The following is a 22147-nucleotide window of genomic DNA, read 5'->3' as shown; positions in this document are numbered from 1 at the left end:
TTAGAGTTTCTTTAAAATTTTAAAGGAACTCGCAATGATTCCACGCACTGAAAAACGATTTATCGGAAATAATGATGAAAAAAGGCTTTGGACTTATCATTATACACATACACAAAACGCGCCTAAAGTAATAAATTTTAACAATCCTAACAGGTATTCTGTTGATGTAGTATGCGCGCTTAATGCAGGCAGTGGAGACACAAACCCGACAAGCTACGAAAGCCCGAGACTTTGGGACGCAAATATTACTTACACACAATATTTATACACAAACGCAGGCAGATTAGGCACAAATATAACCCTACTTCATAACAATAGATTAATTTTAATGGCAGGCGGAGGCGCAGGCACAAGAGCGGGACAAGTCCTTGCAAGTCGCGGGATTCACAGGTGGGAACATAGAAAAAGATTCTTAGGCATTAAATATAAAAAAGAACAAAGAGAAAGCATAGGTGCGTGGAGTCATAACGCAGTCCCGCACTGCAGACAAGAGGGCGAAAAGGTTACATATATTTTAACCTTGCAACCAAATCAAAGCGCGCAAATTACTTTCTCATATCATCAAGCAAGCGACAGCCCCTTTAAAGGCTCTATTACTTTAAGCGCGTATTATTAAAAGGAGAAAGGGAATGCGAGAGGTGATTTTTGAAAAAAACGCAAAAATTTATTATCACAATAGATATGGGAAAATAGAGCATATCGCAAGCTTAGAAGCTAATAAAGCGCACTTTGTCCCCACAACAGACAAATATATAAGGGCTTTTATAGATGATTGTAAGCAAGTGTTTATTTATGAGGGCAGTGGCGTTTTACCATTAAGCGAAGTGCAAAAATATGATTTTAAAAACCTAAACATAACTTATTTAGACTTCTATATGCAAGAAGGGCATTTTCATTCTAAAATCTCTTTTAAACAAAGAAAGCTCATAAAGGAATTTTGCGAAGTTTATGAAAATAACGAGGAACTAAGCTACACAATTTACCCACCTTTTTACGAGGAAAAACTAAGGGAAGTGTTAGGAATAGTAAGGGAATATTAAGTGATAGCTAATAAAAACGAAATTAAGGCTTTTTATCTTACTCACAATCTAAGTATAAAAGAAGTCGCAGAGCATTTTAAGGTCAGTTATCGAACCTTAGCCCACTGGGTGAAAAGTGAAAAGTGGGAAAAGGGTGGCGCGGTGAAAGATATACCGACAAAAGAAAATCCTATTTTTAAAGAAAATGCAAATAAAGTGCTTAATATCGCACAAATCAAGCTTAAAAATGAAATAAATTCTAAGCTTGTGGATATAGAGCTAGAAGACACAATAAGGGCAAATTTATTAGAAAGTAGTGTAGATGAAATCTTAGTGCAAGTGATGAGTCTAAACTACATACAAAAAAACATCGCTTTAAGCGCGGTGATTGCAAAGGATTCACTTTTAAGATTGCAAGCTTATAACCAAAGAGAGCCTAAGCCACAAAACGAGCCTTTAATTGTAGCGTGTGCAGAAAAATGCGCAAATCTTTTTATAAATATGCAAAACGCACTTTATGGTAAAAATATCTCAAATGAAAAAGACAATATCAACGACTTAAGCAACCTTAGCATAGCAGAATTAAAACTTATTTTAGACAAAGTGTAAAGGGCTAGATTTTTTAACCCTTATAAAAAAATTAAAAATTTTACATAATGCGCAAATCTTAAAAAAAAGGAGCAGGAATGAAACAAAGAGTCCATTTTTTAACATACCTTGTTAAAAATACAATTTATTTTACCAAAGATATTAACGAGGCTGTTGTGGTGATACCGGAAAATGCAGAAGTTACGCACATTAGCTTTGAAGTAGAGGAGGCAAACGCGCAAGGTAGCTTAGCAGATATTGGTTACGCAAATGACCCGACAGCATTAGCAAGTGGTATTGATTGCTCAGTAGTTGGCACGCATATTATTAATAAAGTTTTTACAACTACCAAGAACGAGGAAATTTGGGTAAGAACATCAGTTAATAGGGACGTAGGAGGTGGCGCAAATTTACGCATTGCTTATTATCTACCTAGCACAACGATTTTAGAACTCTAAGGAAAGAGATATGCAAGAGGAACTTTTAGAGGAGAGGGAAAGCGAGGAAAACCCCGCTCTGCAAGAGGAGACGCAAGAGCTAGAAAACTCACGCGAGATTGTTAGCAAGCTAGAAAGCGAGCTTGAACAAAATATGCAAAGTTTTGAAAAGGACTTTGCGAAATTTTGCGCCAAAGAAGTGGAAAATAACCCGAGCTTAGAAGAGCTTTTTTTTGATGATAAAGAGAAGTTTTTTGAAAAAATCTTGCAAATGCAAAACGAGCAAATTAAAACGCAGATACAAGATAAACAAGAAGCTTTAGGAAGTGCGAAAACACAATTAGCACAAGAGGAACAATTACAAGGCTTGCTACAAGCTAAAAAAGAGTTTGAAAGCAAGCACCCAAATGTAAATGTCGAGGAACTTATAGCTTTTTATTTAGAGGATTTGCCTAAATCTATGCAAGACAAGCTAGAAGAGTTAAACCCTAATGAACTTTTAGAGACGCTTTTAGAGCTTAAGAGCGGGCAAAGTGAGGAAAGCGGTGAAAGCTTACCAAAGCAAGTAAGTGGCTATCCTACAAACACGCAACAAGGTGGCGAGGCAGAGGCTTTGCCTACAAATAGATTTTAAATTTTAAAGAGGAGTTTTTAAAAATGAGCGGATTAAATTGGAATGCGATTGATTATAGCGGATTGAAAAGCGACCCAAATATTAGCGTAAAAGTCGGGCAGGAAATCGAGCGATTAAGTTGGCTTAAAAGCCCTTTTGCAAGCTTTACAGGACGCGGGGGCGATAGAGGCGTAAGGCATTTTGAAGTAACTAACGACCAGCCTTACAGACCGAGACTAAAAAATAAGCTAAGTGGCGATGGAGTAGAGGGCAACGCAGATTTAGAAACAAACTACGACGAGCTAGAAATTCTTAATCAAACGATTTACCCCAAAGTAATCGGAAACGCGCTTAAAAGCCCGATTAAGCAATATTCTAAAATGCAAAGTATTGATTTTGTTAAAGAGGCAGTTGATTCTTTAGGAGAATGGTGCGCGGATAAAAGAGACAGATACATTGTCGCGCATTTGTGCAACGACTTCACAAATGCAGTGGTAGCAGACCAAGCGACAGGCTTTAAGGCTTTTAATAAAAATATCGAAACAATGACAAAAAGTATTCAGGCTGGCGATGTATGCAGTGTGAAACTTTTACGCAGGGCGATTTTTATGGCAAGGGCTGGAATCGGCGTAAATGGTAAGGAAGCATTCCCTTTTAAACCAATTAAAAGCGATGTAGTTAAGCAAGGCGGTTTAAGCATTATGCACAATAGCTACATTATTTTGCTAGAATCTCACCAAATCCAACAATTAAAAAGCGATAAAGAATGGATAACTATGCAAGCAAGTGCTGGCGAAAGAGGCGAGAAAAATAACCTTTTTACCGGACTTGTCGGAATGATAGATGGATGCCCTGTGCTTGATATGGGTGTTTGGACAAAAATGCAAGTGGGAATGCTAAATAGCGATGTAAGCGATAAGGATTTTAATAAAAATATCGACACACAAAATGTAACAAAAATCACCCCGCCAAGTTTCTACACAGGAACGCAAGCTGTAAGTATCGGTGCTTTGATAGGAGCTAGTGCGATTGTAATGGCTGGAAGCAACGCGGTAAATTTCTACATTGATGATACACAAGACGCAGGGCGTAAAGTCGTATGCGGAGCAGATAGAATCTTGTCAGTGGCAAAGGGTAAATTTAGCCTAGAATCAGGCTCGTTAAGCCCATTTTCTAACCAAGACTTTGCTACAATAGGAATTTTTACAAGCAAGGAATAAGGATTTAAGCGCGGTTTGTCAATCGCGCGCCTTAAAAAAGCTTTTAAGATTTATTCATAAGGCGCGATTGAAAAGCAAGCAACGCGTCAAAGGCTTTTGCTTTTGTATAAAATTCTAGCCAAGAATCCACCCAAATCGGTGTCTGACCTTTAGCGCGCCAATTCATAAGCGTTTGGTAAGGCATACCTACAATTTTTACAAACTCTTTTTTACTTAATCCCAACTCTTTAAGCTTGTTTTCGAACTCTACATTTTCCATATAACGCCACTTACAAAACTAATTTAATTATAAATTATTGACAAAATTAAGTAATTTAAATTTTGAGTAAAAGGAGAATGCACAATGAAAAAGCTAAGATTAATTGCGCTTGTCTTGCAGATTGTTTTATATATTAGCTTTAGCAAAGCTTTTTGGAAGCTAGGCAAACCCTCTTTAAAGAGGGTCATTGTGCTTTTTTATTATAGCTAAGGAGTTTTTAATGAGTATAGAATTGTAATGCTGATTGTTTTAGCAGGCTGGGTGAGTGTGAATGAGTGGCGTTTAAGAGTTTGTGAAAAGAGAATAAAGAGCTTAAGGACTTAAAGCGCAGAGCAGTTATATTAAGCAGTAGCGAAATATCTTAAAACAAGGCGAGGCAAGCCAACGCCAAATGCGCGGGCTTTAAGACGCGAGAGCTTTAAAGGTGTGAGGGCGCGGAGATTTTGCAAAAGGGCGCGCACGCATATTTTTGAACACGACCGCACATTTTGAACGCGCCACAAGCTTACCGATTTTGCAAGCCCACGAGACCCCCGCGCGTGCATATTGAAACGCGCTTTCGCCCACCCGCGCCCGCACCCGCAACGCAGAGACGCGCCCGCATTGCACCACGCACATTTTGCAAGCCCACGCGAAAACACACCCGCGCCCGCACCCGCAACGCAGAGACGCGCCCGCATTGCACCCCGCACATTTTGCAAGCCCACGCGAAAACACACCCGCGCCCGCATTGCAAGCAAACGACTTTACACCATTCCACCACAAAAAACCAGCCCCCCCCCCGCATATTGAACGCGCGCACAAACCCGCAAGATTTACCCGCGACCCACAATTTAATTTTCCTACCCCCCCAGCATATCTCCCCGACCAGCCACACGAGACAAGCCCACACGAAAAACGCGGGCTTTATTTTTTGGAGATTTTGAAAAGAGGGCTTTTAATAAAAATTGTCAAGCAATTTTTATGGGATATTTTGCAGGGAAATTGTTTTTTTTAAAAAAAGAAATTGCAGTGCAAGAATGCAAAAACAACAAGGCGAGGACAAGGCGCGAGAGCGGAAGCGGAAACCACGCCAGCCCAGCCAAACTACACAGCCAAAACCCAGCCAGCAACGAGAGACAAAAGCCCGACCCGATTACCAAGAACAGCCCGCCCATACCAATAAACAAAGCCACGCCAGCCCGCAAGAGCTTGAGAAGCCCGAGCAAACGCGAGAAACAAGCCACGCGCCCAGCCACGATTACAAGAGCGCGCCAGCAACGCCCTACCAAGAGACAAAACCCGCGAGCAACGCCCAAAGCCACGCCCACGCCTTACCTTTTACAAGCCAAAACAACGCCCCTTTTACACGCGCGAACCACCTTTTTTACACGATTTGCAAAAACCCAGCCAAAATTTGCAAAATTTGCAAGATTTACAAAAAAACGCGTTATAATGCGCGTGGCATTTTTAAAGTGTCGTGTTATTTGAAATACTATTTTTGTGTTTTGTGTCGGATTTTGCGCGAAACTAATGCTTAGCGCATTTTTCTTTGGGATTATCATAAGCAAAAAACGCCTTTCAAAACTTAGAGCTACATTCAAAGCAGAGAAAAGGCAGGGCAGGGAAAATGGAAGCATTCAATATGCAGAGTTTTCTTTAATAATGGCTCTCTTGTGATTGTGTTTTAGTCGCATATCACAAGGAAAAAGAACTTAAATTCTTTCTAGTCAAAAGACCGCAAAGCGCAAATTATCGCGGGGTGCAAATTTCACAACATAATCGTTACACACAAAATGAAATCCTTATTATTTTGCAAGAAATTTATAATCTTTGTGGCAAAAAATTATTGCAAATCCGCACCACAGATTTAAGCAAACGACCCCAAAACATCAATGGGGAGGAAATGTATGCACAACTTACGCATAATATAGCTTCAAAAATGGGACGTAGCACTCAAGATTCTTTGCGCAAAAATATTTTTGTAGATATACACAGAATGGGTTTAATCAATAGGTTTAATGCTAAGAAAAGGGCTTTAAATTCTTTTGAAAATGGAAGCAAAAAATATATTGCTTTAACCCAACTCGCCATAGAGTTATTATTAGCTAAAGATATTTTTACGCAGAATATTCTTTATACAAGGGCTTTAGATTCTACAAATCATATTATAGCTAAATAAGCCTTATCTCACAATCTATGAACTACTCTTTTTTGGCACTTTTGTTTATCAAGCATTGGATTCTCATATTTATGAACGCGAAGAAATTATAGAATTTATTAAAGAGTTTCGCACTTTAAGCAAATTTTCTCAAAAGTTTTTAATAGAAAAAATAAAAGCCTATTGCAATCCCTTAAATTCTAGTGGCGATAAAACACAAAAAAGGGATTTTCATAATTGGATAAACGAAACACAACAAATTTTAACCCTTTTAACACAAATGGCATATTTTGAGTGGAACAAAAAAGAAGAAAAGCTTTATATACGCATAGGTAAAGAAGGCATTTATGAAAATAGTGCGAAACTTAAACGCTCTTTGGTGCAAAAACAATGTTATTTTACGGAGCATAATGTTGCAAAAACAAAAGGCTTTGAACTTCATCATATCGTGCCACTCTGCTTTGCAAAAAAATCGTTTAGAGTTTCAAATCTTTGATAATTGGCAAAATCTTGTTTATATTGACGCCTACTCTCACGCGCAAATCACACAGAATAATAATGCAAATGTGCTTTTAAGCTTCAATAATAATGATGCGATTTTTACAGACTTTAACAATAATAAAGTGTGCTGTGAAAATGATAAATATTAAATACGGCACAGACAAACAAAATCTTATGCTAACATACAATCAACAACTTTTATTTGCAAAAGAAACTTAAATTATTTGAGATTCTAAAATCCCTTTTAGATAGAAAAAGCGAAGTTAAGTAACTCATATGCAAAAAATATAAGCATTCCTTAACTTGTTTTTTTGATAGAATATTAAAAGCAAGTAAGGAGAAAAGGAGAAAAAATGAAAGCAGAAGCGGTAAATTTTTTAAAGTTTTTAAGCAATCCAAGCACACAATTTATCATTCCTGTATATCAAAGGACTTATAGTTGGGATGAAGAGGATTGTGAGAAATTGTGGCAGGATATTAAAAAGATTGGCGCAAATAATGAGGGGGGGGGGTATTTTATAGGCTCTGTTGTTTATATACACGATAACATTTACCATCAAAGCTCTACACAACAACTCTTAGTCATAGATGGGCAACAAAGACTTACTACTTTAACACTGCTTTTACAAGCTTTAAGAGAGGTTACAAACGATGAAATTGAAGGTTTTTCTCAAGACGAAATTAGAGATTATTATCTCACTAATCAATATGGTAAAAATGAGAAAAAATACAAACTTATCCTCACAAAACAAGATAAAGACACACTTATTGCACTAATAGATAAAGACAAAGCAAAACCCAAAGAAATCTCAAGGAAAATCCAAGAGAATTTTGAGTTTTTTAAAAAAAATTTAGAAAAAAATAAAGACAAATTAGAAAGCATTTGCAAAGGCATTAATAAGCTTTTAATCATTGATGTAGCACTTGAGCGAGGCAAAGACGACCCGCAACTGATTTTTGAGAGTATGAATTCCACAGGCAGGAAGTTATCCCAAAGCGATTTGATACGCAATTATGTTTTAATGGATTTATCCTCAGAGAAGCAAAACGTATTTTATGAAAAATATTGGCGTGCTATGGAGCTTGAATTTGGAGAGAATTTTAATAAACTCACACAAAATAAGCCAGATAAACAAAGTTTTGATTATTTTGTAAGGCATTATCTCACCATAAAATTGGAGGGCAATATTCCTAACCTTGATAGGATTTATGACAATTTTAAAGAGTATACGCAAAAGCAAAATATCAGCACAGAGGACTTACTGCTTGATTTGCAAAAATATGCGCATTTTTATTGCACTATGGCTTTTGACAAAGAGGAGGATAAAGAGCTTAAAAGTAGGTTTAAAGTTTTAAAAATATTAGAGTGTGAAGTGGCATATCCTTTTTTGCTTGAACTTTATGGGGATTATGATGGAGGGACTTTAAGCAGGACGGATTTTTTAGAAATCTTAAAGCTCATAGAAAGCTATGTTTTAAGAAGATCAGTTTGTGGAATCTCTACAAATGCTATGAACAAATTTTTTGCTTCTTTTGCTAAAAATATCAACAAAGAGCGATATCTTGAAAGTGTTAAGGAATATTTCGCCATCCAAGGAAGTAATGCAATCTTTCCAAATGATACAAAATTCTATGAAGCACTCATTAGCAAAGAGAACTTCTATAAATTTAACAAGAAAAACTATTTCTTTGATAAATTAGAAAATCTTGACAGAAAAGAAAAGGTAAGCATAAACGCATACAGCTTTGAGCACATTATGCCTCAAAGCATTGATAATAGCAGAGAGTGGCAAAAAGAGCTTGGACAAGATTGGCAAGAAATCCACGAAAAATACTTGCATACCTTAGGTAACCTCACACTTACAGGCTATAACTCTGAATACTCCAACGCGCCTTTTAAGAAAAAACAAAATATGAAAGGTGGGTTTAAGCAAAGCCCTTTAAGATTAAATCAAGGATTAAAAAATATAGAATCTTGGAATGAAGAAAGCATTAAACAAAGAACAGAAGAATTAGCAAAAGATGCTTTGCAAATTTGGACATATCCAGAGGTTGATAAAGAGATTTTAGAAAGCGCAAGAAGAGCTAAAAGACAACGTGGACTTATCTATACTTTAGAATCCCATAAATTTTTATCAAGTGGTAAGAGTAAAGAATTATTTGAGGCTTTACGAAAAGAAGTTTTAGCCCTTGATGAATATATAGAAGAAAAAATTTTAAAGCAAACAATTAACTATGGTTCTAATGGTACTTTTTTGTGTGTTATTCCTTTGAAAAAAGAATTGAAACTAAACATAAATATCCCCATTGATGAATTAAACGACCCAAGAGAATTGGCAAGAGATATTTCAAATATAAGCAAATGGGGAACTGGCGATACGCAAGTAACCTTAGACAATATGCAGGACTTGCCCTATTTTCTGGGGCTGATTAGACAGGCATTAGAGAAGCAACAAGAATATTAAGGCAATCAGCGCGTTTTTATCGCTATGGTGGTAAATCGCATTAAACTAGGAAAATGAGCGTCAAGCAAACTTCACAAAGGATTCTTATGCAAAATATAATCTATCAAAGTTGCGGTATGCCCCTAAGCTCACAGGAGCAAATGAGGCTAGAAAAAGATGGAAGCGTGAACCTTGATTATTGCAAATATTACTATGAAAATGGTGAATTTATAGAGCACATTTCTATGCAAGAATACATAGAAATGTGCTCTGGCGCACAAGCTGGAATGAGCAACGCACAAATGAAAGCACACTGCACCAAATTGTTCCCAACGCTAAAAAGGTGGCAAACCCCTACAAGCTACCAAAACTCTAATACCTAAAGCATTTTTTGATGTTATATGCCTTGCACTTTTCCACTTTATATGTAGAGAATAGATTCTAGTCTCATTCGAATAAGTCTTTAATACAATTTTCATCACCACTATGTTTAGCTTGTATAGCAGAATCTCTTAGTTTTTGAATCTTTCTTTGCTTGTTTTGAGATAAATTATAATTAATAGGCAGTAAATTACAAAATTGATAAAAATGCCCACTCAAATCCCCATTAAAATATTGTTGTGTTACCCACATCAAATTTTATATGGTTAAGTTCCAAAACTAAAAGCTTTGCCTGCGAAGAGAATTTGGATATTTAGATTCTTTAAGAAATCTAAAAAAGCGTTGCAGAATCTATAAACCTAATCAATATAAACGCGTTAAGTATGCGCGCAAAGCGGAGCCGAAGCGGGATTCACGTACTATTTAAAGGAACAGAATCCTTAAGCCACAGCTTCCATTTTTTTGTAATATTTGTCCAAAACTTATCGTGGCTGGTTTTTCTTAAAATTTTCTTGGCACAATTTTTTCAAAATCACCGCTTTCATAAAAAGCCTGTGGGAATAAATATTCCCCAGAAACTAGAGGCGCAACAATTTGCGTATAAGGCAAAGAAATTGGCATGTGCTTTGCAATCAGAGATTCTAAAAAACTCGTGCAATACAGCTTATAATCGCTTGTATCAAGCACAAAAGCGCGGTGCAAATATTCTTTAGAATCTATCACTAGCACTTCTCGTATGCTTTGTGGGGCTTTCAATCTTGAGAGTGCAAAAATCTTGCCTTGATTTAAAAACTCTGCTAATGGGCTTATAATGATTTGATTTGGGAAGTTTGGATTATCATCAGTGGTGGCGTGGATTATCAAAAATGGATTTGTAGAAATCATCATTCCAATATGTGAAAAAAGCGAATCGCTTAAATGCGCGATGACCACGCTTTCTGTGTTGCGCCCTTTGCGTAGGATAAAATCACCAGATTCTGCATTTTTAGGGAGAATCTCCATTGCTTGAGAGACAAAAAGCGTGGGAAGCTCATCGGTATTTTGGGAGTTTATGGAAGTAGAAAAATAGCGCAACGCACCAAAGCAGACTCCTAGTGCAAAAAGCCCGACAATCACAGGCTTTTTGAGTAAAACAGAAGTTGAGAATCTTTTTGTTTGGCATCCATTCTCGCGCGCTTTCACTTTATAAATTTAAAGCCCTATTTTAGGAGGACTTTCCAGCCATCTTTTGTATGCCTAAGATTTAGTTGTCCTTTTTTAATCGAGTCGTCTTTAAAAACTATCTCAAGCGCCACACTTGCAATCCTTCCAAAATTCTTACTTAAGGCGTGGGCTATAAAAGTTTGGCACTTAAATTCTGTTAAAAATAAATAATTTTCACAAAGCTTACGCATTTTGAAGCTACAATTCTTTGTGATTTTAATTCTGTTACAAGGAAGTGAGTTTGACAAGGATTCTACTTTTAGAAGATGATTTTGTGCTTTCTGAAATTCTTTGTGAGTTTTTAGAGGAGCAGGGCTTTGAAGTAACTTTGTGTGAGGACGCTTCAAACGCGCTAGAGCTAGCCTACCAAAAGAATTTTGACCTTTGGCTTTTAGATGTCAAAGTGCCTTTGGGGCAAGATTTTGCAAATCTTTGCGAAGAAAGTGAAAGGCTAGAGAATCCCGGATTCTCACTCTTAGAACTTTTGCGTCAAGCGCGCAAAGATACGCCCTGCATTTTCATCACCTCTCTTTCAAGTATGCAAGATTTGCAAAAAGGCTACAATGTCGGTTGCGATGATTTTTTGAAAAAACCTTTTGAGCTCTTAGAGCTAAATTTACGCATTCAAACACTGCTAAAACGCACATTTTCTCACAAAAAAGAAGAGTTTGAGGATTTAGGCAATGGACTTCGCTTTGAATTTATCTCCAAAAACCTCTACAAGCAAGATACGATAATTCCACTCACGCAAAAAGAGGGCAAGCTCTTAGTGCTTTTATTGCAAAATGCTAATCACTATGTTTCAAATGAGCGGATTTTTGAGGAATTATGGGATTTGGGGCAGGAGCCTAGTGAGCAAAGTCTGCGCGCGTATATCAAAAATCTGCGCAAGCTTATCGGCAAGGAAAAGATTCTCACGCAATACAACAAGGGCTATTGCTATGTCAGTTAGTTCTAACGCAAAGACGATTGCAAAGATTCTCACGCTTTACCTTGGCACAAGCATTGTGCTTTTATGTTGGGTATTTTATTTTTTACACAAAAAAGAAAAGCGCAATATTGTCTTAACGCAAGTAGCAAGTTTGCGCGAAGTTTCAACTGAAATTAATGAGATTCTTAAAAAATATAAATTTGAAATACAAAGCGCGCTTCCTGAGATTCTCAAAAATCACGTGGATATGTCTTTTGGGATTTTTGATCACAATGGCGAAGTGCTGTATTCAAACCTTTTGGCAAATCCTAATGAAGAGCAATTTAACAGGGGCATTTATGATATTGGCAATAAGGTGATAATAGACCCTGAGGGTTTCCCACATCGCAATAAACGCGTGAAGTATAGAATCTTTATCCAAGATGATAAGGTAGATTCTAAAATTATGTTAAATAATCTCAAACTAGGTGCGTATTTTGTGCTGATTTTGCTTCTTATGGGCGTGGTGGCATTTGTGCTTGTCAAGTTTTTTTTAAAACCTATAAACGCGCATATTCAGCAACTTGATACTTTTATAAAAGACGCTACGCACGAGATAAACACGCCCCTTAGTATTATTTTGATGAGTATTGAAACATTAAAAACACACAATCTCAATCAAGAGGATAAGAAAAAAATCGCGCGCATTAAGCTAGCCTCTTTGCAACTTGGGCAAGTCTATCAAGCGCTTGTCGCGTCAAACTTCCCCCACAGCATCGAGCAAATGCGCAGTAATTTAGCACTAGATTCTCTTCTTAATGAGCGTTTGGAGTTTTTCGCGCCATTTTTTAGCCAAAAAAAATTACAACTACAAAGCGACATTAAACCCGCGCAATTTTACGCTAGCAAGGAAAAAATCATCACGCTTTTTGACAATCTCTTAAATAACGCCATCAAATACACCAAAAAAAGCGGATTTATTAGCCTCAAGCTAGAATCTGGACTTTTTGAAATCGCCAACACAAGCGCAGGGCTTGGCGTGGTAAATAAAGAGCGGATTTTTGAACGTTATGAGCGATTTAATCGAGAATCTGGAGGCTTTGGCATAGGATTAAGCCTTGTCAAGCAGATTTGTGATGAATACAAAATAAGCATTACCACAAAAGAGCTTGTGAGCCAAAATGGCGAAGTAATGGTGCAATTTAGCCTGCGTTGGGAAAATGAAAAATAGAATCTATTCCTTAAAATTGTATCGCCTTCTCGGGAGTAAATCCCGCTTCGACTTATGTTCATGCTTGATATGTTTTGGTTGGTAAGATTCTGCGGATTCTATCACGCTGGTTGGGATTTTTAGATTCTAGCCCCGCAAACATAACTTTTGCAAATATGCTTTTTATTGAATTTAGCTACAATACCGCCTTAAAAAATTCTCATCAACGCAAGGTGTGCGATGTATTCTCTAAAAATCTCCGAAGAAGAGTTAAAAAACAAAGTTGCCGCTGATTTTTTTAGTCCAAATCCACAAAGTGAATGTATTAAGCTTGATAAAGATTCTAAAGCTTTTTTGAAAAATCTTGATTCCACGCAAATTTTAGGCAAGATTGATTTTTGTATAAGCTATGACACAAAGACACTTTTTGAACCCATAAACTTCCTATGGGCAGAAGCCAAAAAGGGCAATAAAGCAGACATCATAGAATCTTTTGTCCAGCTAATCCTAACCATAGGCAAGGAAAAAACCTATGAAAACAATCTCTCACCTATTTTCTTAGGGGCATTCGATTGCGAAAAAATCGCTTTTATCCCCTACCACGAGCTAGATTCTATCTTCACGCAAAATGATTTTAATTGGAATGTAACCCCAAGCAACCACGACACAAAAGAGTTTCAGCAACTCCACACAAAGACAAAAGAGCTTTTAGAATCTAAAAAATTGCAATTTAACTTCAAAAACGACACCAAAGAATTACAAACTTTCATACGGGCAAACTTCACATTAAATAATGGAAATATCACCAAAATTCCTATTACTAAAAACAACTTCACAACTATTTACCAAAAATGGCTTACAAGCGTAGCCCCTAGCATTGGCATTGATTGGAATCTCGCTAAAAGCGCAGGGATTTTAGATGCAGATTTTTACCTAGCAGATTTACTTAGCGCTGAAAATCAAAGCCTCTTAGACAAACTTTTTGTCGTGCTAAAACAAACGCATTATGAGTTTAATAAACAAACCACATTTATGGGGACACAACAAAAAGATACCGCAAGTTTTAAGGATAATCAACAAGCCCACACAGAGTTTTGGAATCTCTATGAACGCCCACCAAAAGAAGAGTATTGGAGCTACATTATAGATAGGCGAGATTTGCTAGTGCCTAGCGATATTAGAGAGCGAAAGGGTGCGTTTTTCACCCCGCAAATTTGGGTAAATAAAGCCCAAAGTTACCTAGAAAAAGCCTTAGGTGAAAACTATCAAAGCGAGTATTATATTTGGGATTGTGCCGCAGGGACTGGCAATCTCCTAGCAAATCTCACAGAATCCGCCTCTTTGTATGCTTCCACGCTTGATAAATCCGATGTGGAGATTATGCAAGAGCTTTGTGCAAATGGCACGCTAAACTTACTTTCTAAACATATTTTTCAATTTGATTTTTTAAATGATGAGTTTTTTGACAAGCCTTGTGCCAAACACACAAAAAGTGGGCTAGATTCTAAATGCCAAGATTGCGTAAAATCCAAACTGCCAAAATCCCTGCAAGAGATTTTGCAAGATGAGCAAAAACGCAAAAAGCTTATTATCTTTATCAACCCGCCTTATGCGGAAGCTGGCACACCCACACAAGTTACAGGCACAGGGAAAAATAAAATAGGTGTTTCTAACAATAGCAAAGTGTGGAATGATAATGCAGATTTAGGCTTAGGGATAAGGGAGCTTTTCGCGCAGTTTTTTATAAGAATCTATAATGAGATTCCAAACTGCAAGCTTGCAAGTTTTTCAACGCTTAAATATGTTAATGCAACCGCCTTTGTAAAGTTTAGAGAGAAGTTTAAGGCAAAGTTTTTAAAAGGCTTTATCTGCCCAGCTTATACTTTTGATAATGTCAAGGGAAGCTTTCCCATAGGTTTTCTTGTATGGGATTTAAGTAAAAAAGAATAAAACATAAGAACTTTTGCTAAAATCTAAGCAAAAAAAGGAGATAAAATGACTTTGATACTAGAAAATGTAGATTCTAAACTTTTGCAAGTGATTGAAAGCCTAAAAGGCTTAAAAAGTGATTTAGAGATTATCAAAGAGCCAGAATCTAAAAGTGATTTTGAAAGCGTAAGAGAGCAGTTACAAGGCAAACTACAAGACCCAGAGATTCGTTTAGTATTTGAAAGGCTTAAAAATAAATGAGATATTTAAGCTTACAGGAAGTGCAAAAAATCCACGATGATATGCTAAGTGATATAGGCGGACTAAAGGGGGCAAATCCCAAACAAATTGACCTTTTAGATTCTGCTTTAACGCAAATCCAAAATGATGAGTATTACCCAAGCTCTATAAATAAACTTAGCTAAAAGGCGTTGAATGAAAAGCACCATAATCCTAGATATTTTTAATGAAAAAGGTGCGAGTTTGGGAAAGAAAAAATTCTATACGAACCATACAAACAAAAGCATTACCGAATGGATTACACAATACCTATATCAAGATGATTGCATATTGGGATATACAGGCAATAATGGACCAGATTTTCAAAACAACACTTATTTATATATTTCTGTAAAACAGAAAATAAATACAAATAATACATTAAACAATGCAACCAAATATATGATTACCGCCCGTAATTTAATCCCTATGGTTGTCTATTTCTCCGTTCGTCATTGCATTAAAGCCACTTGGATAAATGATAGAGACCAATTCCTTTATCCAAATAACAAATGGGAAAAGGAGATAGAATTTCAAAATAACTGCCTTGCCTTTATGCTTTTTCACGGACAGAATAAAATCACTTGCAAGGAGGGGATAAATCACTTTATCCCTTTTGCCGAATTGGACATAAACGCGCAAGAAGCCCTTACATCGCATTTTATGCAAGATTTTTTGCAAGGTAGAATCAAGCGAGGTTCTCCCACAAAGCAAGTTTCAAAACAAAATCTTTTTGATGATGATACAAAGTTTATCCCTAATAAGCCCCTTTGCTTTAGCCAAGAAGCGCAAGAAGTCTTAGATTCTGGAAAAGAGCTTTTTAGACACTATCACACGCAATCAAGCAATGATACATCTTACAATCCAAATGCCTCGCTTTATGACATAAAAGCATATTTTCAAGGATTTAATGATAAAGGCAAAATGAATCCACCACAAAAAGCCAAAGACTCTGTTTATAAGGATTTACTAGGAGAGTTAAATCTTGCCCTAAAAGAATTAGCTAAAAGAATAGAGCCAAAAGTCTATGAATATGGGTTTTTGGAAAGTTAGAAAGCATAAAAAAGCGAGAATCCCCGCTTTTTTATGAGTTTATCTCTGTCTTTTGTGTTTAATCCACTCGCTTAAACGCGCAAAGTAGCTCCAAAAGAGCGGAATAAAGAATGTCGCAATAAAAGTCGCTGCAAGCATACCGCCAATCACGCCTGTGCCAATCGCGTGCCTGCTAGCCGCGCCTGCACCGCTACTAAGCGCAAGTGGTAACACACCGATACTAAAGGCAAGCGAAGTCATCACAATAGGACGGAATCTTAAGCGCGCCGCTTTGATGGCTGCTTCTGCAATGGTTTTGCCTTCATTTTCGCGTATATGCACGGCAAACTCCACAATCAAAATGGCGTTTTTTGCCGCAAGCGCGATAAGCGTTACAAGCCCAACTTGGAAATAAATATCATTGCTTAATCCCCGCAAATAAGTCGCCAATGCTGCGCCAAACACCGCAAAAGGCACGGCTGTAAGCACAGCTAGTGGCATAAGCCATCGCTCATATTGCGCACTTAGGATAAGGAACACAAACACAAGCCCAAACACAAATGCGAGCGTGCCTGTGCCGCTTGCGTTTTTCTCTTGATAGGAAGTGCCGGTATAGGCTATTGTATAGCCTTCAGGCAAAACCTCTTCAGCCACTTCTTCTAGTGCTTTGAGCGCATCACCACTAGAATAGCCCGGCTTTGGACTACCCATAAGCTTTGCACCAGTGAAAAGATTAAACCTATCTATCACATCAACACCTACAATGCGTTCAAAACTCACAAGCGAGCTAATAGGCACGAGCACGTCATTTGCAGACTTCACAAAAACTTGACTTAAATCCTCTGGGGATTCTCTAAAATTACTCTCTGCTTGCACATAGACTTTATAAGTGCGCCCATAGAGGTTAAAGTCATTTGCGTAGTAATTCCCAAAGGTGCTTTGCATTGTGGAAAACACATCATCGACATTGATATTAAGTGCCTTTGCTTTGTCTCTATCAAGTGTTATGCGGTATTGTGGGATATTCGAATCAAGCAATGTGCGCGCCATAGAGATTTCTGGGCGCTTGAGTAATTCAGAAGTAAGCAAATGCGCGTATTTCTCTAAATCCTGTATGCTCCCGCCTGTGCGATCCTGTAAATACGCTTCAAAGCCTCCTGTAAGCGATAGTCCCATAATTGCTGGGGGATTTAGCACAAAACCTATCGCATCAAGCCTTGCATTAAGCGCGCCTGTGAGCATTCCAGCGGTTGCAAAAGAGCTATTTGCCTCGCCCTTGCGCTCGCTCCAATCTTTGAGCTTTACAAACATTACCGCGCTACTTGTGCGCTGTGCGGAAGAAAGCATATCATAACCGGCAATGAGCATAATAGTTTCAACATTTGGATTGCTTCTAATCAAACCCACCGCTTGCATTCCCGTATCTGTGGTGCGTGAAAGCGCGCTTGCAGGTGGAAGTTGCAAGAATCCCATAAGCGAGCCTTTATCTTCTGATGGCACAAGCCCGGTTGGAAGTTTGGCTAATAACCCAAAAGTTGCGATTAAAATCGCTGCAAACACGAGCAAATACCACACACCGCGTTTGATTGATTTTGCGACATTTTGCGTGAAATGATAACTTAGCCAATCAAAGATTTCATTAAATTTGCGCACGAGATAAAAAGGCTTTGGCTCTTTTGCTTTGAGAATCGACACACAAAGCGCGGGCGTGAGTGTGAGCGCAACAAATCCCGAAATCACCACAGAAATAACAATCGTTACAGCAAACTGCTTGTAAATCTCCCCGCTAAAGCCTCCGATAAATGCTACGGGGATAAACACTGAACTAAGCACAAGCACAATAGCAATCAATGGACTTTGAATCTCATTCATCGCTTCAATCGTGGCTTCTTTCACGCTCACCCTTTTTTCGTGTAGGATTCTCTCCACATTTTCCACCACGATAATGGCGTCATCTACCACAATCCCAATTGCTAAAATAAGCCCAAAGAGCGAAAGAAGATTGATTGAGAATCCTAGCAAATACATTCCGCCAAACGCACCAATGATTGAAACAGGAATCGCAATCACAGGAATAAGCGTCGCGCGGAAATTTTGCAAGAAAAAGTAGATGATAATCACCACAAGCACGATAGCTTCAATGAAAGTTTTTATCACTTCTTTGACAGAGATTAAAATAAACTCTGTTGGGTCATAAGCCTTTGCAAAATGTAGCCCATCTGGAAATTTCTTGCTTAGTTCAATCATTTTTTGTTCTACTGCGGTAGAAACTTCTAGCGCGTTTGCACCGGGTTGAGCGAAGATTCCAAAAGCACTTGAGGTTTTTCCATTAAAAGAGGCATTTACACTATAATCTGCCCCACCTAGTTCTACTCTTGCAACATCTTTCAAACGCAATGCCGAGCCATCGGGATTTGAGCGCACAATGATATTTCCAAACTCTTCAGGCTTAATAAAACGTCCTTGCGTAGTCGCTGCATAGGTGAAAGCGACTTCCTTGCGCACCGGTTCTTTACCAAAACTTCCCACTGCAAATTGCGCGTTTTGCTCTTGTATAACCCTTGTAATCTCTGCTGGGGTGAGATTATTTTGTGATAATTTATCTAAATCAAGCCAAACACGCATAGAATAGTCATTTGAGCCAAATGAAGTTACATCTCCTACGCCGGGGATTCTCTTTAAGTCATCAACGATATTTATTGACGCATAGTTTGCGATGAAAATCGCATCGTGGTTTGGATTATCCGAATACAATGTATAAACGCCCAAAATCGTAGAGCTACGCTTACGCACGGTAACGCCTGTGCGTTGCACTTCCACAGGAAGTGTGGCAAGCACGCCCTGCACGCGGTTATTGACATTCACCGTTGCCATATCTGGGTTTGTATCATTGCTAAAAGAAACGCTTATCATCACGCTACCGCTTGAGCTTGAGCTTGATTTAATGTAAATCATTCCTTCCACGCCATTAATACTATTTTCTAGTACATTTGCCACAGTGTTTGCGACGGTTTCTGCATCTGCGCCATTATAGTTTGCGCTTACCATTACTTCAACGGGCGTAACTTGTGGATATTCCTCTACTGGCAGGGTAAAAATTGAGATTGAGCCAACAATTGTGATGATGATAGAAACCACCATCGCAAACACAGGGCGATTGATAAAAAATCGTGAAATCATACGCGCCCTCCTTATAGAGCTTGGCTAGGCTGGGTTGGTTGTGAAGGTAGTTGGGATACTTCCATTCCGGGGCGAATTTTGCTTAAATTTGTTGTGATGATAATATCCCCATTTTTCAAGCCACTTGGGATAAGAATTTCAGAATTCTTAAGAATCTTGCCTAAAATGACGCTTTGTTTTTTCACCTTGCCATTGTCATAGAGATACACAAAGCTTCCTTCTTTATCTTGCAAAAGCGCACTTTGTGGGATTGCGATAGAATCTGTGGCTTCAAAACCTTTGAGATTCACGCGCACAAGCTCATTTGGCAGAAGTTTAAATTTATCATTTCCCACAATCGCGCGCGCCTTGACTGAAAGCGTTTGAGAATCTAGCACGCTGTCGATAAAATCAAGCTTTCCGATTTCCTCATGTACCTTGCCATTTCCTGTTACAACCTCCACGCTTACATTTGCATTATTTAAATCTCTAATGTAGTAAAAATCTGTGCTAGGGATTGCAAACTCGGCATAAATAGGGCTTAATTGCGTCACGGTTGTAAGGATATTGTTGTTTCCTTGTCCTACGAGATTCCCAATATCAAGCTGGCGCATTCCCGTCCTCCCCGAAATGCTTGCAACTACATCTGTATAACCCAAATTTACAAGTGCATCATCAAGATTTGCCTTTGTGTTTGTGACATTCGCAAGTGCTGCTTGATAGTTATACAATGAAGCATCATAAGTATCCACCGTGATTACACCCTGCTTATACAAGCGCTCTGTGCGCTTCCAATCGCGCGTAGTTTTTGTGAGATTTGCCTCTGCGGCTTGATACTGCGCCTTTGCGCTATTGACTTTGTTTTGATAAGTCGTAGGGTCGATTTTAAAAAGTTTATCTCCTTGCTTGACGAAATCCCCCTCTTTGAAATTTTTTGAAAGCAAGATTCCCTGCACACGTGCATAAATTTCTACACTTTGCGGAGATTTTAATCTCGCTGGATATTCAAAATTAAGCGCAGTCGTTTGCGCTTGCAAAATCTTTGTCCCCACAGGTAACGCGCCTCTTGCGCCTGCTTGTTGCTTTTCCTCACCGCAAGCTAAAAACAACAGCCCAAGCGCGATAACAGCACCTTGTGCTATTCTCATTTTTTTCATTGTTTTACTCCTTAAAAAGATAAAAAGTTAAGTTGAGATTCTGTATTTCCAAAGCAAGCGCGAAGTATAGTATAAAATTGTTACTATAACAATATATTACTATTAACTTTTTGAGATTTTTTCCCTTTCCTAAATTTTAAGACGCTTTTGCTATACTTGCGCGTTTAAAAAGCTTATCTCAAAGGATATGAAGTGAGTGCGAATACTATGTTTGAAACTATCATTGGCTTAGAAGTGCATGTGCAACTAAACACGCGCACTAAGATTTTTTGCTCCTGTGCTACGAGCTTTGGGCAAGAGCCAAATAAAAATGTCTGCCCGACTTGTCTAGGACTTCCGGGCGCACTGCCTGTGTTAAATCGCGAAGCAGTGAAAAAAGCGATCTCTTTTGGTAGCGCGATAAATGCAGAAATCAACCAAAACTCCATATTTGCGCGCAAAAACTACTTCTACCCCGACTTGCCAAAAGCCTACCAAATCAGTCAATACGAAATCCCAATAATAGGGCGCGGAAATATAGAAATCGAGCTAGAAAATGGTAGTAAAACGATTGGCGTAACGCGCGCGCATCTTGAAGAAGATGCAGGTAAAAATATCCATGAGGGCAGTGTGTCAAAAGTGGATTTAAATCGTGCTTGCACGCCATTGCTTGAAATTGTGAGCGAGCCGGATATGCGAGATTCTAACGAGGCGGTGGCGTATCTTAAGAAACTGCATTCTATCGTGCGTTTTTTGGGAATAAGCGATGCAAATATGCAAGAGGGGAGCTTCCGCTGTGATGCGAATGTCTCTATCCGCCCAAAAGGCGATACTAAACTTTATACGCGTGTGGAGATAAAGAATCTAAACTCTTTTAAATTTATCCAAAAAGCCATAGAATACGAAGTTTCGCGTCAAATTGAGGCGTGGGAAGATGGTAAATATGAGCGCGAAGTCGTGCAAGAAACTCGCCTTTTTGATACCACAAAAGGCGAGACACGCTCTATGCGTGGCAAGGAAGAGGCGGCGGACTATCGCTATTTCCCAGACCCGGACTTACTGCCGGTGTTTATTGATGAAACATTGATGGAAGAGGGCAGGCAGATTCCAGAAATGCCAGATGCTAAATGTGCGCGCTATGTGGCGGAGTTTGGGCTAAGTCAAGCGCAGGCAAAGGTGCTTATAAGTCAGCTAGAACTCGCACAATTTTTTGAAAATATGTTGGAATCTGGCGTGAGCGCAAAAGGAGCGCAAAATTGGCTTACAAACGAGCTTTTAGGACGCTTGAAAGGTGAAAATACCCTGCTAACTTGCGGGATAGATTCCAAAACCTTAGCTACGCTTGTTTTGCGTGTAGAATCTAGCAAGATAAGTGGCAAAAGTGCTAAGGAAATTTTAGATGTGCTTATCGAGCAAAAAGGTGGCGATGTGGATTCTCTCATAGAATCTATGGGGCTAGCGCAGGTGAATGATGATGGCGCGATTATCAGCGCAATAGATTCTATCATCGCGGCAAATGCCGATAAAGTCGCAGAATACAAAAGCGGGAAAGATAAGCTTTTTGGGTTCTTTGTCGGACAAGTGATGAAAAGCGCAAAAGGTGCAAATCCTGCAAGGGTCAATGAGCTACTCAAAGAGCGATTGTAGCTAGAAAAATCCTCTTTGTGTAGTTTCAATGAGATTCTTT

At 38.5% G+C, this 22147-nt stretch carries 23 protein-coding genes and 1 pseudogene; 20 read left to right on the top strand and 4 right to left on the bottom strand.

The genetic code is table 11. The annotated features are described in order from the left end of the window. Window positions 1-34: 34 nt before the first annotated feature. From A3217_RS08350 to A3217_RS08325, 6 genes are all read left to right on the top strand, one after another. The gene (locus tag A3217_RS08350; RefSeq protein WP_066387090.1) at window positions 35-616 is read left to right on the top strand and encodes a hypothetical protein; all 582 of its coding nucleotides are present in this window, start codon (window positions 35-37) and stop codon (window positions 614-616) included. A 13-nt stretch (window positions 617-629) separates the two neighbouring features. After that, the gene (locus A3217_RS08345) at window positions 630-1040 is read left to right on the top strand and encodes a hypothetical protein (protein WP_066387092.1); all 411 of its coding nucleotides are present in this window, start codon (window positions 630-632) and stop codon (window positions 1038-1040) included. After that, window positions 1041-1628: a helix-turn-helix domain-containing protein gene (locus A3217_RS08340; protein WP_066387093.1), complete on the top strand. Its 588-nt coding sequence runs from the start codon at window positions 1041-1043 to the stop codon at window positions 1626-1628. Between the two features lie 77 nt (window positions 1629-1705). Then, window positions 1706-2065: a hypothetical protein gene (locus tag A3217_RS08335; RefSeq protein WP_066387094.1), complete on the top strand. Its 360-nt coding sequence runs from the start codon at window positions 1706-1708 to the stop codon at window positions 2063-2065. A gap of 10 nt (window positions 2066-2075) precedes the next feature. Further along, window positions 2076-2678 (top strand): hypothetical protein, encoded by a 603-nt coding sequence (locus tag A3217_RS08330; RefSeq protein WP_066389512.1) that lies wholly within the window; start codon window positions 2076-2078, stop codon window positions 2676-2678. 23 nt (window positions 2679-2701) lie between these two features. Further along, window positions 2702-3877 carry a phage capsid family protein gene (locus tag A3217_RS08325; protein ID WP_066389509.1) on the top strand — a complete coding sequence of 392 codons (1176 nt, stop codon included), beginning with the start codon at window positions 2702-2704 and terminating at the stop codon, window positions 3875-3877. Between the two features lie 43 nt (window positions 3878-3920). On the opposite strand, the gene A3217_RS08320 is transcribed toward A3217_RS08325, so the two are convergent. Next, on the bottom strand, window positions 3921-4136 hold the full coding sequence (locus A3217_RS08320; RefSeq protein WP_066389508.1) for a hypothetical protein: 216 nt from the start codon (window positions 4134-4136) through the stop codon (window positions 3921-3923). An 84-nt stretch (window positions 4137-4220) separates the two neighbouring features. On the opposite strand from A3217_RS08320, the gene A3217_RS09570 reads away from it, so the two are divergent. The 7 genes from A3217_RS09570 (at window position 4221) to A3217_RS08290 (ending at window position 9604) form a co-directional block, all read left to right on the top strand. Continuing rightward, window positions 4221-4346, top strand: coding sequence for a hypothetical protein (locus tag A3217_RS09570; protein ID WP_257722271.1), 126 nt, complete (start codon window positions 4221-4223; stop codon window positions 4344-4346). 409 nt (window positions 4347-4755) lie between these two features. Then, window positions 4756-5133: a hypothetical protein gene (locus A3217_RS08310; RefSeq protein WP_066389504.1), complete on the top strand. Its 378-nt coding sequence runs from the start codon at window positions 4756-4758 to the stop codon at window positions 5131-5133. 22 nt (window positions 5134-5155) lie between these two features. Then, window positions 5156-5656, top strand: coding sequence for a hypothetical protein (locus A3217_RS08305; RefSeq protein WP_156471905.1), 501 nt, complete (start codon window positions 5156-5158; stop codon window positions 5654-5656). A 221-nt stretch (window positions 5657-5877) separates the two neighbouring features. Continuing rightward, window positions 5878-6297 carry a hypothetical protein gene (locus tag A3217_RS09505; RefSeq protein ID WP_231860238.1) on the top strand — a complete coding sequence of 140 codons (420 nt, stop codon included), beginning with the start codon at window positions 5878-5880 and terminating at the stop codon, window positions 6295-6297. 389 nt (window positions 6298-6686) lie between these two features. After that, window positions 6687-6926 (top strand): hypothetical protein, encoded by a 240-nt coding sequence (locus A3217_RS09500; protein WP_231860237.1) that lies wholly within the window; start codon window positions 6687-6689, stop codon window positions 6924-6926. Between the two features lie 204 nt (window positions 6927-7130). Next, window positions 7131-9242, top strand: coding sequence for a DUF262 and DUF1524 domain-containing protein (locus A3217_RS08295; RefSeq protein WP_066389501.1), 2112 nt, complete (start codon window positions 7131-7133; stop codon window positions 9240-9242). 86 nt (window positions 9243-9328) lie between these two features. After that, window positions 9329-9604 (top strand): zinc ribbon domain-containing protein, encoded by a 276-nt coding sequence (locus tag A3217_RS08290; protein ID WP_066389500.1) that lies wholly within the window; start codon window positions 9329-9331, stop codon window positions 9602-9604. A 499-nt stretch (window positions 9605-10103) separates the two neighbouring features. Here the strand turns inward: A3217_RS08290 and A3217_RS08280 are convergent, their stop codons facing one another. Then, complete coding sequence (locus A3217_RS08280) at window positions 10104-10784, bottom strand: C40 family peptidase (RefSeq protein WP_066389498.1); 681 nt, start codon at window positions 10782-10784, stop codon at window positions 10104-10106. 262 nt (window positions 10785-11046) lie between these two features. On the opposite strand from A3217_RS08280, the gene A3217_RS08270 reads away from it, so the two are divergent. The 6 genes and pseudogenes from A3217_RS08270 (at window position 11047) to A3217_RS08245 (ending at window position 16186) form a co-directional block, all read left to right on the top strand. Continuing rightward, window positions 11047-11757: a response regulator transcription factor gene (locus A3217_RS08270; protein WP_066389495.1), complete on the top strand. Its 711-nt coding sequence runs from the start codon at window positions 11047-11049 to the stop codon at window positions 11755-11757. Beyond that, on the top strand, window positions 11747-12946 hold the full coding sequence (locus A3217_RS08265) for a sensor histidine kinase (RefSeq protein WP_066389494.1): 1200 nt from the start codon (window positions 11747-11749) through the stop codon (window positions 12944-12946). The genes A3217_RS08270 and A3217_RS08265 overlap by 11 nt, the downstream gene beginning before the upstream one ends. Window positions 12947-13165: 219 nt before the next feature. Then, window positions 13166-14872, top strand: a pseudogene (locus A3217_RS08260) (hypothetical protein); the annotation flags it as partial. A 48-nt stretch (window positions 14873-14920) separates the two neighbouring features. Then, window positions 14921-15115 carry a hypothetical protein gene (locus A3217_RS08255; protein WP_066389492.1) on the top strand — a complete coding sequence of 65 codons (195 nt, stop codon included), beginning with the start codon at window positions 14921-14923 and terminating at the stop codon, window positions 15113-15115. Beyond that, complete coding sequence (locus A3217_RS08250) at window positions 15112-15279, top strand: hypothetical protein (protein WP_231860236.1); 168 nt, start codon at window positions 15112-15114, stop codon at window positions 15277-15279. The genes A3217_RS08255 and A3217_RS08250 overlap by 4 nt, the downstream gene beginning before the upstream one ends. A gap of 10 nt (window positions 15280-15289) precedes the next feature. Next, a complete protein-coding gene (locus tag A3217_RS08245) occupies window positions 15290-16186 on the top strand; it encodes a hypothetical protein (RefSeq protein WP_066389490.1) in 897 nt (298 codons plus the stop codon). Between the two features lie 39 nt (window positions 16187-16225). On the opposite strand, the gene A3217_RS08240 is transcribed toward A3217_RS08245, so the two are convergent. Then, window positions 16226-19345, bottom strand: coding sequence for an efflux RND transporter permease subunit (locus tag A3217_RS08240; RefSeq protein WP_197456888.1), 3120 nt, complete (start codon window positions 19343-19345; stop codon window positions 16226-16228). Window positions 19346-19356: 11 nt separating this feature from the next. Beyond that, the gene (locus A3217_RS08235; protein WP_066389486.1) at window positions 19357-20481 is read right to left on the bottom strand and encodes an efflux RND transporter periplasmic adaptor subunit; all 1125 of its coding nucleotides are present in this window, start codon (window positions 20479-20481) and stop codon (window positions 19357-19359) included. 207 nt (window positions 20482-20688) lie between these two features. On the opposite strand from A3217_RS08235, the gene gatB reads away from it, so the two are divergent. Beyond that, window positions 20689-22107, top strand: a complete 1419-nt coding sequence (gatB, locus tag A3217_RS08230) for an Asp-tRNA(Asn)/Glu-tRNA(Gln) amidotransferase subunit GatB (protein ID WP_066389825.1) — start codon at window positions 20689-20691, stop codon at window positions 22105-22107. The last annotated feature ends 40 nt before the right edge of the window (window positions 22108-22147 follow it).

Source organism: Helicobacter himalayensis (assembly GCF_001602095.1).
Taxonomy (GTDB): domain Bacteria; phylum Campylobacterota; class Campylobacteria; order Campylobacterales; family Helicobacteraceae; genus Helicobacter_F; species Helicobacter_F himalayensis.
Note: the sequence above shows the minus strand (reverse complement) of the source record. Positions and strands in the feature narration are given on the sequence as shown.